At 70.0% G+C, this 14397-nt stretch carries 12 protein-coding genes and 1 riboswitch; of the genes, 6 read left to right on the top strand and 6 right to left on the bottom strand.

Annotated features, from left to right (window positions below; genetic code table 11):
- Positions 1–34: 34 nt before the first annotated feature.
- The 4 genes from rsmA to rsmI are packed head-to-tail and all read right to left on the bottom strand — an operon-like array spanning position 35 to position 4270.
- Positions 35–904, bottom strand: a complete 870-nt coding sequence (rsmA, locus tag ELQ94_RS12650) for a 16S rRNA (adenine(1518)-N(6)/adenine(1519)-N(6))-dimethyltransferase RsmA (protein ID WP_127050716.1) — start codon at positions 902–904, stop codon at positions 35–37.
- The gene (locus tag ELQ94_RS12645) at positions 901–1800 is read right to left on the bottom strand and encodes a TatD family hydrolase (protein ID WP_127050715.1); all 900 of its coding nucleotides are present in this window, start codon (positions 1798–1800) and stop codon (positions 901–903) included. Before ELQ94_RS12645 ends, rsmA begins: the two co-directional genes overlap by 4 nt.
- A 10-nt stretch (positions 1801–1810) precedes the next feature.
- On the bottom strand, positions 1811–3391 hold the full coding sequence (metG, locus tag ELQ94_RS12640; protein ID WP_127050714.1) for a methionine--tRNA ligase: 1581 nt from the start codon (positions 3389–3391) through the stop codon (positions 1811–1813).
- Between the two features lie 54 nt (positions 3392–3445).
- Entirely contained in the window at positions 3446–4270 is an 825-nt protein-coding gene (rsmI, locus tag ELQ94_RS12635; RefSeq protein WP_127050713.1) for a 16S rRNA (cytidine(1402)-2'-O)-methyltransferase, read from the bottom strand.
- A 111-nt stretch (positions 4271–4381) separates the two neighbouring features.
- Here rsmI and ELQ94_RS12630 point away from each other — a divergent pair, with 111 nt between their 5' ends.
- A complete protein-coding gene (locus ELQ94_RS12630) occupies positions 4382–6031 on the top strand; it encodes a dolichyl-phosphate-mannose--protein mannosyltransferase (protein WP_243697005.1) in 1650 nt (549 codons plus the stop codon).
- Positions 6032–6049: 18 nt separating this feature from the next.
- Here ELQ94_RS12630 and ELQ94_RS12625 read toward each other — a convergent pair whose 3' ends face one another.
- Positions 6050–7216 carry an ROK family transcriptional regulator gene (locus ELQ94_RS12625; protein WP_127050711.1) on the bottom strand — a complete coding sequence of 389 codons (1167 nt, stop codon included), beginning with the start codon at positions 7214–7216 and terminating at the stop codon, positions 6050–6052.
- A 135-nt stretch (positions 7217–7351) separates the two neighbouring features.
- On the opposite strand from ELQ94_RS12625, the gene nagE reads away from it, so the two are divergent.
- The 4 genes from nagE (at position 7352) to ELQ94_RS12605 (ending at position 12467) form a co-directional block, all read left to right on the top strand.
- Positions 7352–9268: an N-acetylglucosamine-specific PTS transporter subunit IIBC gene (gene nagE / locus ELQ94_RS12620; protein ID WP_127050710.1), complete on the top strand. Its 1917-nt coding sequence runs from the start codon at positions 7352–7354 to the stop codon at positions 9266–9268.
- 68 nt (positions 9269–9336) lie between these two features.
- Positions 9337–10128, top strand: a complete 792-nt coding sequence (locus ELQ94_RS12615; protein WP_127050709.1) for a glucosamine-6-phosphate deaminase — start codon at positions 9337–9339, stop codon at positions 10126–10128.
- Positions 10125–10853, top strand: coding sequence for a copper homeostasis protein CutC (locus tag ELQ94_RS12610; protein WP_243697004.1), 729 nt, complete (start codon positions 10125–10127; stop codon positions 10851–10853). Before ELQ94_RS12615 ends, ELQ94_RS12610 begins: the two co-directional genes overlap by 4 nt.
- 96 nt (positions 10854–10949) lie before the next feature.
- A complete protein-coding gene (locus ELQ94_RS12605) occupies positions 10950–12467 on the top strand; it encodes an MFS transporter (protein WP_243697003.1) in 1518 nt (505 codons plus the stop codon).
- Between the two features lie 105 nt (positions 12468–12572).
- Here the strand turns inward: ELQ94_RS12605 and ELQ94_RS12600 are convergent, their stop codons facing one another.
- Positions 12573–12896, bottom strand: a complete 324-nt coding sequence (locus tag ELQ94_RS12600; protein ID WP_127050707.1) for a DMT family transporter — start codon at positions 12894–12896, stop codon at positions 12573–12575.
- A gap of 12 nt (positions 12897–12908) precedes the next feature.
- Positions 12909–12974, bottom strand: a riboswitch (guanidine-III (ykkC-III) riboswitch).
- 133 nt (positions 12975–13107) lie between these two features.
- Between ELQ94_RS12600 and ELQ94_RS12595 the strand changes: the two genes are divergently transcribed.
- Complete coding sequence (locus tag ELQ94_RS12595; protein WP_127050706.1) at positions 13108–14397, top strand: O-acetylhomoserine aminocarboxypropyltransferase/cysteine synthase family protein; 1290 nt, start codon at positions 13108–13110, stop codon at positions 14395–14397.

Raw genomic sequence — 14397 nt, 5'->3', positions numbered from 1 at the left:
CCAACCTAGACCAGGCCCGGAGGTCGGAATCGCGTCAGGTCGCGTCGCCGGTGCCACGCACGGCGAGGAGCGCACGGCCCATGGCGATGAAGCTCTCCACGCCGAGCTCCTCGCCGCGGGCCGTCGTCGCGACCCCCGCCTGCTCGAGCGCGGCGCTCGCACGAGCAGAATCGCCGAACAGCGTCGAGAGCGACTGACGGAGCATCTTTCTCCGCTGCCCGAACGCCGCGTCCACGACATCGAAGGTCGCCCGCCGGAGGCGCTCGTCGCCCGGTTCCTCCGCGGCGCGATCGAAGGCGACGAGCACGGAGTCCACGTTGGGGACGGGCCAGAACACCTGGCGCCCCACATTCCCGGCGGTGCGCCACACGCCGTACCACGCGGCCTTGACGCTCGGAGACCCGTAGACCTTCGATCCCGGGGGCGCCGCGAGTCGGTGCCCGACCTCCGCCTGAACCATGACGACGCCGGACCGCAGGAGGGGGAAGTGCTCGAGGAAGTGGAGCAGCACCGGCACCGACACGTTGTACGGGAGGTTCGCGACGAGGCGGACGGGCTCCCCCGGCAGCTCGAGGATGCGCATCGCGTCCTCGTGCACCACGGTGAGGGCCGCGTCGGGGGCGAGGAGAGCGACGGTCTCCGGCAGCTGGGCGGCCAACCGGCCGTCGATCTCCACCGCGATGACGTGAGCGCCCGCAGCGAGCAGCCCCAGGGTCAGCGACCCGAGCCCCGGCCCGATCTCGACGACCGTCTCGTCCTCGCGAACGCCGGCCGTCGCCACGATCTTCCGCACCGTGTTGGCGTCGATGACGAAGTTCTGACCGAGCTTCTTCGTGGGCTGCAGGTCGAGAGCCTCGGCGAGATCCCGGATCTCCGCGGGTCCCAGCAGGCGGACCTCGCTCATTCCGACACCGCCGCATCGAGGTCCCACGAGCCGTAGACGCGCTCCGTGTTGGCCGCGATCGACGCGGCGAGCTCGTCCTCGTGCACGTCGAGCGTCTCCGCCATCGACCGCAGCGTGTGCGGGATGAGGTATGGGGCGTTCGGCCGACCGCGGAACGGAGTCGGGGTGAGGTACGGGGCGTCCGTCTCGACGAGCACGAGCTCGCGGGGGGCGATCGCGAGGGCCTCGCGCAGGCGCCCGGCGTTCGAGAAGCTCACGGTGCCGGCGAACGAGAGGTACCAGCCGTTCTCGGCGCAGAGTCGCGCGAGGGCTTCGTCGCCCGAGAAGCAGTGGAAGACGGTCTTCTCCGGGGCGCCGACGCGCAGGAGCGTCTCGACGACCGCCTCGTGGGCGTCCCGGTCGTGGATCTGCAGCGCGGTCCCCGTGCGCTTCGCGATGTCGATGTGGGCCTCGAACGACGCGAACTGGGAGTCCCGCCCCGCCTCTCCCGTACGGAAGAAGTCGAGGCCCGTCTCGCCGACGGCGCGCACGCGGGGGCGGGAGGCGAGTTCGGCGATCGTCTCGAGCGCGGCCTCCAGCTCGCCGGCGGCGGCGAGCTCCGGGGCGTCGTTCGGGTGGATCGCGACCGCGGCGAGCACGCGGGGCTCGATGGCCGCGAGTTCGGCGCTCCAGATCGACGTCGCGACGTCGGTTCCCACCTGCACGACGCCGCGGACCCCCGCGGCCCGGGCGCGCTCGAGCTGCGTCGCGACGTCGAGGGGGTCGTCACCGTCGGCGACCTCGAGGTGGGTGTGGTTGTCGTAGACGGCGACCGCGAGGGGCTGCGGCTCCTCCGGCCAGCGCCGGTCGCGACGCCCCTGCTCGGAGCGCGATCTCAGGTGCGAATCGTCCGCCATCGTCGGGGGCTCAGGAGGTCGCGAGGTCGATGCGGGGGAAGAGCGGCTCGAGTGGCGACACGGTCGCCCCCGACGGGAGCTGACCCCAGCGGCCGGCGTCGCGGAGGGGCTGCTCGCGGAGATCGCCGAGCGCTTCCTGCGCCCCGATCGCGTTCCACAGGATCGGGGTGCTCTTCGTGAGCACCGGGGACAGCAGAACCGCGAGCGCCCGCAGCCCCTCGGTCGCCGTGTAGAGCACCGTCCTGAGCCGGTCGCGCTGAGCCTCGTCCTTCGCGAGCACCCACGGCGCCTGCTCGGTGATGTAGCCGTTGAGCGCGTCGACGATCGTCCAGACGGCGCCGATCGCCTCGTGCACCGCGAGGCGATCGATCGCCGCGTCGGCCGTCGTCGTCGCATCGGCGACGATCCTCTGGATGGCCTCTTCGGCCTCCGTGGACTCACCGGCGGCGGGGAGCACGCCGTCCTCGTAGCGACCGACCATCGCGATCACCCGCGAGGCGAGGTTGCCGAAGCCGTTGGCGAGCTCGGCGTGGTAGCGCGCGTGCAGGTCCTCCCAGCTGAAGGAGCCGTCCTGACCGAAGGCGATCGCCCGCAGGAAGTAGTACCGGAACGCGTCGGAGCCGAAGGTGTCGGTGATCTCGCGCGGCGCGATGCCCGTGAGCTTCGACTTCGACATCTTCTCGCCGCCGACGAGCAGCCAGCCGTGCGCGAAGACCTGCTTCGGCACCTCGAGGCCCGCGGCCATGAGCATGGCCGGCCAGATCACCGAGTGGAAGCGCAGGATGTCCTTGCCGACCACGTGGGTCGCGGGCCAGCGGCGGGCGAACTCCTCCGGGTCGTCCGAGAGGCCGACGGCCGTGGCGTAGTTGAGGAGCGCGTCGAACCAGACGTAGACGACGTGGGTCTCGTCCCACGGCACCTTGACGCCCCAGTCGAAGCTCGACCGCGAGATCGAGAGGTCGTTGAGGCCCTGCTTCACGAACTGGACGATCTCGTTACGCGCCGAATCGGGCTGCACGAAGTCGGGACGGTCGTCGTAGAGCGCGAGCAGGCGATCGGCGAACGCGCTCATGCGGAAGAAGTAGTTGCGCTCGCGCAGCAGTTCGACGGGCTTCGAGTGGATGGCGCAGACGAGCTGGCCCGCGTACTCGCCGGTGCCGTCGAGCAGCTCGCTCGACTGCTTGTACTCCTCACAGCCGACGCAGTAGTACCCCTCGTACTCACCCGCGTAGATGTGGCCGTCGTCGTAGAGCTTCTGCAGGAACGCCTGCACGTTGCGCTCGTGGTGCTCGTCCGTCGTGCGGATGAAGTCGTCGTTGGCGATGTCGAGTGTCTCGAGCAGCGGCTTCCACGCTTCGGCGACGAGGCGGTCGGCCCACTGCTTCGGCGTGACGCCGTTCGCGACGGCCGTGCGCAGGATCTTCTCGCCGTGCTCGTCCGTGCCCGTGAGCGACCAGGTGTCGTCGCCGGCCTGGCGGTGCCAGCGGCTCATCACGTCGGTCGCCGCCTCCGTGTACGCGTGCCCGATGTGCGGGGCATCGTTGACGTAGAAGATCGGCGTCGTGATGTAGAAGGAACGGCCTGAAGACATGGAGTCAATCCTAGGACGCGGCGACGGCGGCGAGCGCCGCGTGTCTTTGGCCGGTCAGGGCGTGCGACGGGCGTCGAGGACCGCCTGATAGAGCTCACGCCGGCCGAGTCCCGTGGCCTCGGCGACCTCGGCGGAGGCCTCCTTGAGGCGTGCACCCGCCGCGACGAGGGCGAGGACCTGCTCCGTGCCCGTCTCCATCGTGACGGTGCTCGGCGCGGCGCCCTCGATCACGAGGCAGATCTCACCGCGCACTCCCTCGGCCGCCCAATCGGCGAGCTCCCCGAGCCCGCCGCGACGCACCTCCTCGAACTTCTTCGTGAGCTCCCGGCACACCGCGGCTCGGCGGCCCGGCCCGAAGGCCTCCGCCGCGGCGGCGAGGCTCTCGGCGAGCCGTTGGGGGGATTCGAAGAAGACCATCGTGCGTCGCTCGGTCGAGAGGGCCGCGAACGCGCTCCGTCGCTCCCCCGGGCGACGCGGGAGGAATCCCTCGAAGCTGAAGCGGTCGGTCGGCAGCCCGGACACGGCGAGCGCCGAGATGACCGCGCTCGGGCCGGGGATGACGCTCACCGCGACGCCCGCCGCGATGGCGGCCTCGACGAGGTGGTAGCCGGGATCCGAGACCGTCGGCATGCCCGCGTCGCTCAGCACGAGCACGTCGGCCTCGCGAGCGAGCTCGACGAGGTCGCCGGCGCGCTCGCGCTCGTTGTGGTCGTGGAGGGCGATGAGCCGCGGTCGCTCCTCCACCCCGAGGGCGGCGAGCAGGCGCATGGTCGTGCGCGTGTCCTCCGCCGCGACGACCGGCATGGTGCGCAGCGCCTCGACGAGACGGGGAGAGGCGTCTCCGAGGTTTCCGATGGGGGTGGCGCCGAGGACGATCATCCCCCCAGTGTGTCAGGAGGCTGTGGCGGTCTCAGCACGTCGCCTGTCAGCAGGCGCCGGCTGTCAGCGCGCTCACGGGCCCGATCGCGCCGTTCGCCTACCATGGTCACCGTGACGGTGACCGGCTCGGACGGCGAGCGCTCGAGCGCGACCTTCGACGAGGTCGTCGCGGCAGCACCGTCGGCGACGGTTCGGCGCCGTGACGCGCGGGTCTCCCGCGTCAGGACGGAGCCCACGCGGATCGATGCATGGTGGGCCCGTGTGCTCGGCACACCCGGCCGACGCGCGCTCTGGTACTGGGGCGGCCCGGCCATCGTGACCCTCCTCGCCGCCGTGCTGCGATTGTGGAACCTCGGTCACCCCCACGCGCTCGTCTTCGACGAGACCTACTACGTCAAAGACGCCTGGACCCTGTGGAACACCGGGGCCGAGCGGTCCTGGCCGGACGGAGCGGACGACGCGTTCGCGGCGGGGGACGTGAACGGCTGGCTGGACGATCCGAGTTACGTCGTGCACCCACCGCTCGGCAAGTGGATCATCGGTCTCGGGATGGCCCTCGTGGGGCAGGGGACGGACGCCGTCGGGTGGCGTATCGGCACCGCCGTCGTGGGCATCCTCTCGGTCCTCCTCCTCACCCTCATCGCGCGTCGTCTCTTCTCCTCCACCGCCCTCGCCGTGGTGGCCGGAGGCCTGTTCGCCATCGACGGCCACGCGATCGTGATGTCCCGCGTCGCCCTGCTGGACACGATGGTGATGTTCTTCGCGCTCCTCGGGTTCGGCGCCGTCATCCTCGACCGCGAATGGGTCAGGAGGCGCCTCGACGCGTGGCTCGTGCGCCGGGGGCCGGGGCCCCTGCCGCCCTGGGGCCCGGTGTTCTGGACCCGACCATGGGTCATCGCGGCCGGCGTCGCCTTCGGGCTCGCCACGAGCGTGAAGTGGTCGGGCCTGTACTTCCTCGCCGTCTTCGGCGTCTACCTCGTGGTCGTCGACGCCCTCGCCCGGAGACGGGCCGGCATCCCGTTCTTCTGGAGCGCCGCGATCCTCAAGCAGGGGCCGGCGACGTTCCTGCTCCTCGTCCCGGTGGCCCTCGTCGTCTACGCCGCGAGCTGGTCGGGGTGGCTGCTCGGCGACGACGGCTACGACCGGACGTGGGCCGACCAGGCGGGCAACGCGTGGACGGGGCCTTTCGCCTGGATCCCCACCGCGCTGCAGAGCCTCTGGCATTACCACTCGTCGATGTACACGTTCCACGTGGGGCTCAGCCAGCCGCACCCGTACCAGGCCTCGCCGACGACCTGGCTGCTCATGCTGCGGCCCACGTCGATGTGGTACTCCGCGACCCCCGGCGGGGCCGAAGCCATCACAGCGATCGCCAACCCGCTCATCTGGTGGGCCGCCGTCGCCGTCCTGCTGTTCCTCGTCTACCGCATGATCACACGCCCGGACCGGCGGATCGGCCTCGTGCTCACGGGGATCCTGGCGGGCTACGGGCCGTGGCTGCTGTACCCGGAGCGCACGGTGTTCCAGTTCTACACGATCGCGTTCGAGCCGTATCTCCTCCTCGCGCTCGTCTTCGCGATCGGGTGGATCGTGGGGCCGCGCGACGGGGACACGGTGCGCCGCGGGACCGGGCTCGTCATCGTCGCGGTGTTCCTCGGTGTCGCCGCCCTGCTGAGCGCGTTCTGGTTCCCGATGTGGACCGCGACGTGGGTGCCGGACGTCTTCATCCGGCTCCACTACTGGTTGCCCAGCTGGATCTGACGCACCCGGACTGATCCGTCAGCGGATGCCGAGTTCGGCGGTGAGGACGATCGCGCCGGCGCCGCGGAGCACAGCGTCGTCCCCGTAGGTCGCCCGTCGCACGTCGATCGTGCGGCGCTGCGTCGGGAGGGTGCGCTCCTGCAGGGTCGACACGAGCGTCTCTCGGAAGTCAGGACCGAGGAGGTCCTCCGGACCCGCGACCACGATCTCCTCGAGGTTCAGAGCGCCGATGATCGGAGCGAGCGCGATGCCGAGGCGCTCCCCCGCGTCGCGGACGACGCCGGCGTCGCCGTCGGCGAGCCGACGCCGCACGGCCGGGATCGAGACCCAGGCTTCGAGGCAACCCCGACGCCCGCACGCGCACGTCGGGGCGTCGCCCGGGTCGGTTCCGACCGTCACGTGCCCGATCTCGCCGGCCGCCATGTGGCTTCCGATCACGAGCTCGCCCCGCACGAGGATCCCGGCGCCGACACCGCGGCCGATCTTCACGAGCAGGAGGTCGCCTCTCGAGCCTGCGAGGAGGTGCTCCCCCACGGCCGCGGCATTCGCGTCGTTCGCGATGTGCACCGGGACGGGGACCGCCCGGGCGAGCGCGCTCTGCATGTTGAACCCCGTCCAGCCCACGTTCGGAGCCGTCTCGACGACTCCGGACGGCGAGACGATTCCCGGCGTGGCGACCCCGAGGCCGAGGACACGACCGGGCGCAGCCGCCTGCAGCCGCTGTGCGAGTTCCACGATTGCCGCCTCGGCGCTCGCGCTGTCCCCCTCGGGCCAGGGCACGGAGTGACGAACTGCCTCCTCCCCGAGGAGGGAGATGACGGCCCCCACGTAGCTCTGCGGTCGCGAGAGGTCGATCGCGATCACGTGCAGCGCGCTCCGATCGACGTCGACGAGCATGCCGGGTTTCCCGCGACCGCTCCGCGACTGCATCCCCTGCTCGATCACGAGCCCCGAGTCGACGAGTTCCCCGACGAGATCGGACATCGTCACCCGCGTCAGTCCGGATCGACGGGCGAGTTCGGCGCGGCTCAGCGGGCCGTCGTGGAAGAGCAACCCGAGGACGAGGGACCGATTGCGCGACCGGGCGTCAGCCGGGTGGCTCTTCCGCGGGGCGTCCGGGGCGACCGTCTGTGATCCGTTCGCCTCCACGATCGGCGACGAGGCGGGTGGAGGCGAGGGGGTCATGAACCCACACTAGTTCGCCGCGTCGATTTAGTGTACCGTCCTAACAAGAAAACCGCCCGGCCCGTCCGGAGCCTGCGACGCCCGCACCGCCAGCACCCTCTCTCCCCTCCATCCCCTACTCTTTGCGAGGTCTCGATGAAGTTCTTCCAGAAGCTCGGCCGGTCGATCATGCTCCCGGTCGCCGTCCTGCCCGTCGCCGCGATCCTGTCCGGAATCGGATTCTGGATCAGGAGCGCCACCGGCGATGATGGCAACATCGCTGCGATCTTCCTCGCGGCCGCAGGAGGAGCGCTCCTCGACAACATGGCGCTCCTCTTCGCCATCGGTATCTCGATCGGTATGGCCAAGAAGAGCGACGGAACCTCGGCACTCGCGGGCCTCGTATCGTGGCTCGTGGTGACGACCCTCCTCGACCCCTCCAAAGTCGCCGGTATTCAGGGAATCGCCGAAGCCGAGGTGGACCCGGCGTTCGGGTTCATCAAGAACGTCTTCGTGGGTATCCTCTGCGGGCTCATCGGCGCCTACTGCTACGACCGGTTCAAAGACACCAAGCTCCCCGACGCGCTCTCGTTCTTCTCCGGCAAGCGCTCCGTCGCGATCGTGACCGCGGGCGTCTCGCTCGTGCTCGCCCTCGTGCTCTACGTGGTCTGGCCGATCGTCTTCGGCGGCCTCGTCGGCTTCGGCGAGTGGATCGTGACCCTCGGCCCGCTCGGTGCGGGCATCTACGGCTTCATGAATCGTCTCCTCATCCCGCTCGGTCTCCACCACGCGCTCAACAGCGTGTTCTGGTTCGACGTGGCCGGGATCAACGACCTCAACAACTTCCTCTCGGGCACCGGCACCTACGGGGTCACGGGACAGTACATGACCGGCTTCTTCCCCGTCATGATGTTCGGCCTGCCTGGCGCAGCGCTCGCGATGTATGTGACGGCGAAGACAACGCGCAAGAAGGTCGCGGCCGGTCTCCTCCTCTCCGGCGCCGTGTCCTCGTTCTTCGTCGGCGTGACCGAACCGCTCGAGTTCGCTTTCATGTTCCTCGCCCCCGTGCTCTACGTGATCCACGCGCTGTTCATGGGAATCTCCCTCGCGATCAGCGCGCTCCTCCCGGTGCGGATGGGCTTCGGGTTCTCCGGCGGCTTCATCGACCTCGTCCTCCAGTGGATGAACCCGATGGCCCAGAATCCCTGGATCATCCTCGTCATGGGCGTGTTCTGGTTCGTCGTCTACTTCCTGGTGTTCCGCTTCGTCATCCTGCGCTTCCGCCTGAAGACGCCGGGCCGCGAGGACGACGAACCGGGCGACGAGGACGCACCCGCCGGATCGACCGACGAGCGATACCGGGCCACCGCTGCTCGCTTCCTCGACGCGCTCGGCGGGCGGGAGAACATCGTCGAGCTCGAGAACTGCGCGACGCGCCTGCGCATGGAGGTCGCCGACGTCTCGAAGGTCGACGACGCCGCTCTCAAGCGGGCGGGAGCCGCCGGGACGATGAAGCCGGGCGGGACGAGCGTGCAGGTCGTCTACGGCCTCAACGTGCAGTTCGTGAAGGACGCGATGGAGGATCTGATGGCGGGGCGCACGAGCGCGCCGTCCGAGAACACGCGACTCGCGGAGCCCGAGGGGACCACGACGACGACCGTGACAGCCACGACCATCCGTCTGCGCCAGCCTGTCGAGGGACGGGTCGTGCCCCTGTCCGAGGTACCCGATCCCACCTTCGCCGAGGCGATCATGGGCCCGGGACTCGCGATCGAGCCCTCCGGTGACACGGTCGTCGCTCCAGCGGACGGGACCATCGGTCACGTCTTCGACACCGGCCACGCCGTCGCCGTGGTCCTCTCCGACGGCACCGAGCTGCTCGTCCACGTCGGCATCGACACCGTGGAGATGAAGGGGGACGGCTTCACGACGCTCGTCGAGACCGGCCAGCGAGTCACGGCGGGAACGCCGCTGCTGCGCTTCGATCTCGCGAAGATCCGCGCCGCCGGCCACCCGACGATCACCCCGGTCGTCATCCTCAACAACGAGGCGGCGTCCCTCTCGTTCGACTGACGATCCGCGCGGGTCGCTCCGGCGACCCGCGCGATCCGCAAGCCCTCACCCAGCAAGGAGACCCACTCGTGGCCGAAGTCATCATCGTTCCCGACGCCCCGACCGGCGGCGGCATCGTCGCCGACGAGATCGCCGCCCTCATCCGGCGCCGACCCGACGCCGTGCTCGGGCTCGCCACCGGGTCCACCCCGCTCCCGGTCTACGAGGCCCTGCGCGACCGGCTCGCGGGGGTCGACGTGTCGCGGGTGCGTGGCTTCGCTCTCGACGAGTACGTCGGTCTCGACACGGCGCACCCCGAGTCGTACCGGTCCGTCATCACGCGCGAGGTCGTGGAACCGCTCGGGCTCGACCCCCGCCACATCCGGACCCCCGATGGCTCGCTCGACGGGATCGCCCGCGCCGGGGAGGACTACGAGGAGGCGATCGTCGCCGCCGGCGGCATCGACGTGCAGATCCTCGGGATCGGCACGGACGGGCACATCGGCTTCAACGAGCCGGGCTCCTCGTTCGCCTCGCGGACGCGCGTGAAGACCCTGACACGGCAGACCCGCGAGGACAACGCGCGCTTCTTCGAGACGATCGACGATGTGCCCATGCACTGCATCACGCAGGGACTCGGCACCATCCTGCGCGCCCGCACCCTCGTGCTCCTCGCCTTCGGGGAGGGCAAGGCCGAGGCGGTCGCCGGGGCGGTCGAGGGGCCCGTCACCGCGTCGTTGCCGGGCTCTGCGATCCAGCTGCACGAGCACGTGACGGTGATCGTGGACGAAGCGGCAGCGTCGCGCCTCGCTCACGCCGAGTACTACCGCTACGCCTGGGAGAACAAGCCGGCCTGGCAGGGGATCTGGGACGCGTCGTGACCGCGTTCGAACTCGCGATCCAGGACGCGGCCGGGATCGCGGTGGCGACCCGCGTCCGTCCGGAGCGCGTCGAGCTCGCATCGGCGTTGGCGACGGGCGGGCTGTCCCCGTCGATCGGTCTCCTGCGAGCGGCCGTTGCGGCCGGGCTGGCCGTGCACGTCCTGCTGCGACCGCGTCTCGGCGACTTCGAATACGACACCGCGGATCGAGCTGTGCTCCTCGCGGACGCCCGCGAAGCGATCCGGGCCGGAGCGGCCGGGATCGTCGTCGGAGGGACGCGGGACGGCTCCGTCGACATCGACCTCGTGCGCGCGGCGCTCGACGTCGCCGGTTGTATCGACGAGGGCGTCGAGGTGACCTTCCACCGCGCCTTCGACACAGTGACGGACCGATCGGCGGCGCTCGACACGCTCACCGATCTGGGCGTCACGCGGATCCTGACGTCGGGCGGCGCCGAGAGCGCCGCGGACGCGCTCGACGAACTCCGCGCCCTGGTGCGGCGCGCGTCCGGATCGGTGCAGATCATGGCCGGCGCGGGCGTCGATCCGACGACGGCGGCCGTGATCGCCGCGACCGGCGTCGACGCCGTCCACGCCTCCGCGAAACGAGTCGTCGACGGCTCGAGCACGCTCTCGCTCGGGTCCGACCCCCGCCACGGTTCAGCCGCCTACGAGACGACAGACGAAGCAACGGCCGCTGCCATCCGCGACGCCGTGCGGAACTGACGCGGCGAGCACGCACGTCCCCGCCGCCCGTGGTCCGATCGGCTCCACCCCGCAAGCCCCGCTCTGGTGCGATCCTCGGTCGTAGTCTTGACCTCGATGACTGACCAGACGAGCGACGACCAGACGAGCAGCAACCAGACGAGCAGCAACCGACCGACGACCGGTCCCGAACCCCACGAGATGGACAGCCGCACGCGCTGGAGGGCCTTCGCCGTGTGCGTCGCGGTCGCATCGCTCACGATCCTCGACCTCTCGAAGGTCAACGTGGGCCTTCCGTCGATCGAGGAGGCCCTCGGCGCCGGTCCGACCGACCTGCAGCTCATCGTCGCGGGATATGCGCTCGCCTTCGGGCTCATCCTCGTGCCGGCCGGTCGCTACGGGGACCTCCACTCACGCCGTCACATGTTCCTCATCGGCCTCACCGTGTTCGCCGCGGCGAGCCTCGTGTGCGCGATCGCCCCGAGCATCATGGTGCTCATCGTCGCGCGCATCCTCCAGGGCATCGCCGCCGGTCTCCTGATGCCGCAAGTGCTCGGGCTCATCCAGCAGCTCTTCGTCGGACCGGAGCGCGGTCGCGCCTTCGGCCTGTTCGGCGCGATCATCGGTCTCTCGACAGCGTTCGGACCCACCCTCGGCGGGCTCCTCATCGCGATCGGCGGCCCGGAGAGCGGCTGGACGCTGCTGTTCTGGATGAACGTCCCGCTCGCGATCATCCTGCTGCCGATCGCCTGGAGGCTGCTGCCGAAGACACAGCCGCACCCGTCGGGTGCCAACTCGCTCGACCCCATCGGCATCCTGCTGCTCGCCGTCGCGGTGCTCGGGCTCATGCTGCCCTTCGTGCTCACCACGGGATCGCCGAGTGACGACCCCAACCGCTGGTGGCTCCTCGTCGTCTTCGTCGTCTTCGCGGCCCTGTTCGCGCTCTGGGAGGGCCGCTATGCCCGACGCGGCGAGACCCCGGTCGTGGACTTCGCGCTCTTCCGCATCTCCGGCTACCGGAACGCCATCCTCATCGGCACGTGCTACTTCGCCGCGATGCCGGCGACATTCCTCACCCTCACCCTCTTCGTGCAGCAGGGCCTCGGACTCGAGCCGGTCTTCGCCGGCATGATCACGATCCCCTTCGCCCTCGCCTCGGCCGTGAGCTCCTGGTGGAGCGGCCGTCACGTCGAGAGGTACGGTCGCGCCCTCGTCGTCGTTGGGCTCGTGCTGGTTGTGGTCGGCTTCTCGCTCAACTCGCTCCTCGCCTCCATCCTCGCGGCCGACGTCGCTCCGTATGCGATGAGCGCCGCGATGCTGATCGCCGGTATCGGAGGCGGCGCGGTGATCTCCCCGAACCAGACGCTCATGCTCGCGGACGTGCCCGTCTCGTCCGGCGGCGTCGCCGGCTCCATCGGCCAGCTCGGTCAGCGCATCGGTACGGCCGTCGGCCTCGCGGCGGCCACAGCCACGTTCTACGCGACGGTCTACTCGGAGACGGGAACGGTATCGGACCTCGTGGTCTACCACGACGCCTACCGCAACGCGACGTTCGTCACGATCTCGTTCGTCGTCGCGGCACTCGTCTTCGCGCTCCTCGACGCCCGTTCCCGCCGTCTCCAGGGCGTCACGTAACCCACCCCAGCCTTCTCCCCCTTTTTCTCCGCGGAAGTGCGGACTTCCGCCCCCTCAATCGGCGATCGGGGGGCGAAAGTCCGCACTTCGGCGGGGTTGCCGGGCCTAGTGGGCGTCGGAGACGAGCTTGAGGCCCACGACGCACGCGACGATTCCGAGGATGAGCACGATCTTGATGAGGCTCGCGGGCTCGTCGCCCGTGACCATCGCGTAGGTGACCGTGAGGGCCGCGCCGATGCCGACCCAGACGGCGTAGGCCGTCCCGACGGGGAGTTCCCGGAGGGCCCACGCGAGGCCGGCCATGCTGAGCACGAGGCCGACGACGAAGACGATCGACGGGACGAGCTTCGTGAAGCCCTCCGATTTGCCGAGCGCTGTGGCCCACACGGCTTCGAGCATTCCGGACACGATGAGGACGATCCACGACATGACGACTCTCCTGAAGCGTCAGTCTTGTCGCTGCCCGGGTACTGCGCCCTCGTCCGGAACCGCTGTCGGCGGCTGACACCGAGTGTGCCAGAGGAGCCTGATCAGGGTCTGTGCAGGTGCCGACGAGCGGTCGGCCGGACTTCTCCGCACGAGTATGACCTCGCGTGACGGCGACGGCCGGGCGGCCGGTGCGGTCGACTAGCGTTGTCCCATGGCAGATCGCGAATACGGCTTCCGCACCAGGGCTATCCACGCCGGCAACATCCCGGACGCCGTCACCGGCTCGCGGGCCATCCCGATCTACCAGTCCACGGCCTTCGTCTTCGACGACACCGCCGACGCCGCCGCACGATTCGCCCTGCAGAAGTACGGCAACATCTACTCACGGCTCGCGAACCCCACCGTGGCGAGCTTCGAGGAGCGCATCGCGAGCCTCGAGGGCGGCCTCGGCGCCGTCGCGACGGCCACGGGCCTCGCGGCGCAGTACATCACCTTCGCGAGCCTTGTCGGGGCCGGGGACCACATCGTCGCCTCCGCGAACCTCTACGGCGGATCGATCACGCAGCTCGACGTCACGCTCCGCCGCTTCGGCGTCGAGACGACCTTCGTCCGCAGCTCCGACCCCGCCGACTACGCCGCCGCCATCACCGACCGCACGAAGATCCTCTTCGCCGAGACCGTCGCGAACCCGTCGGGCGAGATCGCCGACATCGCCGGCCTCGCCGACGTCGCTCACGCCCACGGTATCCCCCTCATCATCGACTCCACGATCGCGACACCGTTCCTCAACCGTCCGATCGAATGGGGCGCGGACATCGTCACCCACTCGGCGACGAAGTTCCTCGGCGGTCACGGCACGACTCTCGGCGGCGTCGTCGTGGAGTCTGGTCGGTTCGAGTGGGACTCCCCCAAGTTCCCCCTCTTCACCCAGCCCGTGCCGTCGTACGGCGGCCTGCAGTGGTCCGGCAACTTCGGCGAGTACGCGTTCCTCACCCGACTCCGCGCCGAGCAATTGCGCGACATCGGGCCGTCCCTCTCCGCGCAGTCGGCCTTCCAGCTCGCGCAGGGTGTCGAGACCCTGCCGTTCCGCATGAAGGCGCACGTCGACAACGCCCGCCTCGTGGCCGAGTGGCTCGACCAGGACCCGCGCATCGAGGCGGTCTTCTGGGCGGGGCTCCCCGGACACCCGCACCACGAGCGCGCGGCGAAGTACATGCCGCTCGGTCCGGGGTCCGTGTTCAGCTTCGTCGTGAAGGGCGGACGCGCGGTGGGCCAGAAGCTCATCGAGTCGGTGAACCTCGCGAGCCACCTCGCCAACATCGGCGACGCGAAGACGCTCATCATCCACCCCGCCTCGACGACGCACGCGCAGCTGAGCGAGCAGCAGCTCGTCGACGCCGGCGTGCTCCCCGGTGTCGTACGCCTGAGCGTCGGCATCGAGGACCCCGAGGACATCATCGACGATCTCGATCAGGCGCTCGCCGCCGCCGTGGAGGTGTGA

Origin of the sequence: Labedella endophytica (assembly GCF_003990045.1) — a bacterium.
GTDB classification, from domain to species: Bacteria; Actinomycetota; Actinomycetes; order Actinomycetales; family Microbacteriaceae; genus Labedella; species Labedella endophytica.
Note: the sequence above shows the minus strand (reverse complement) of the source record. Positions and strands in the feature narration are given on the sequence as shown.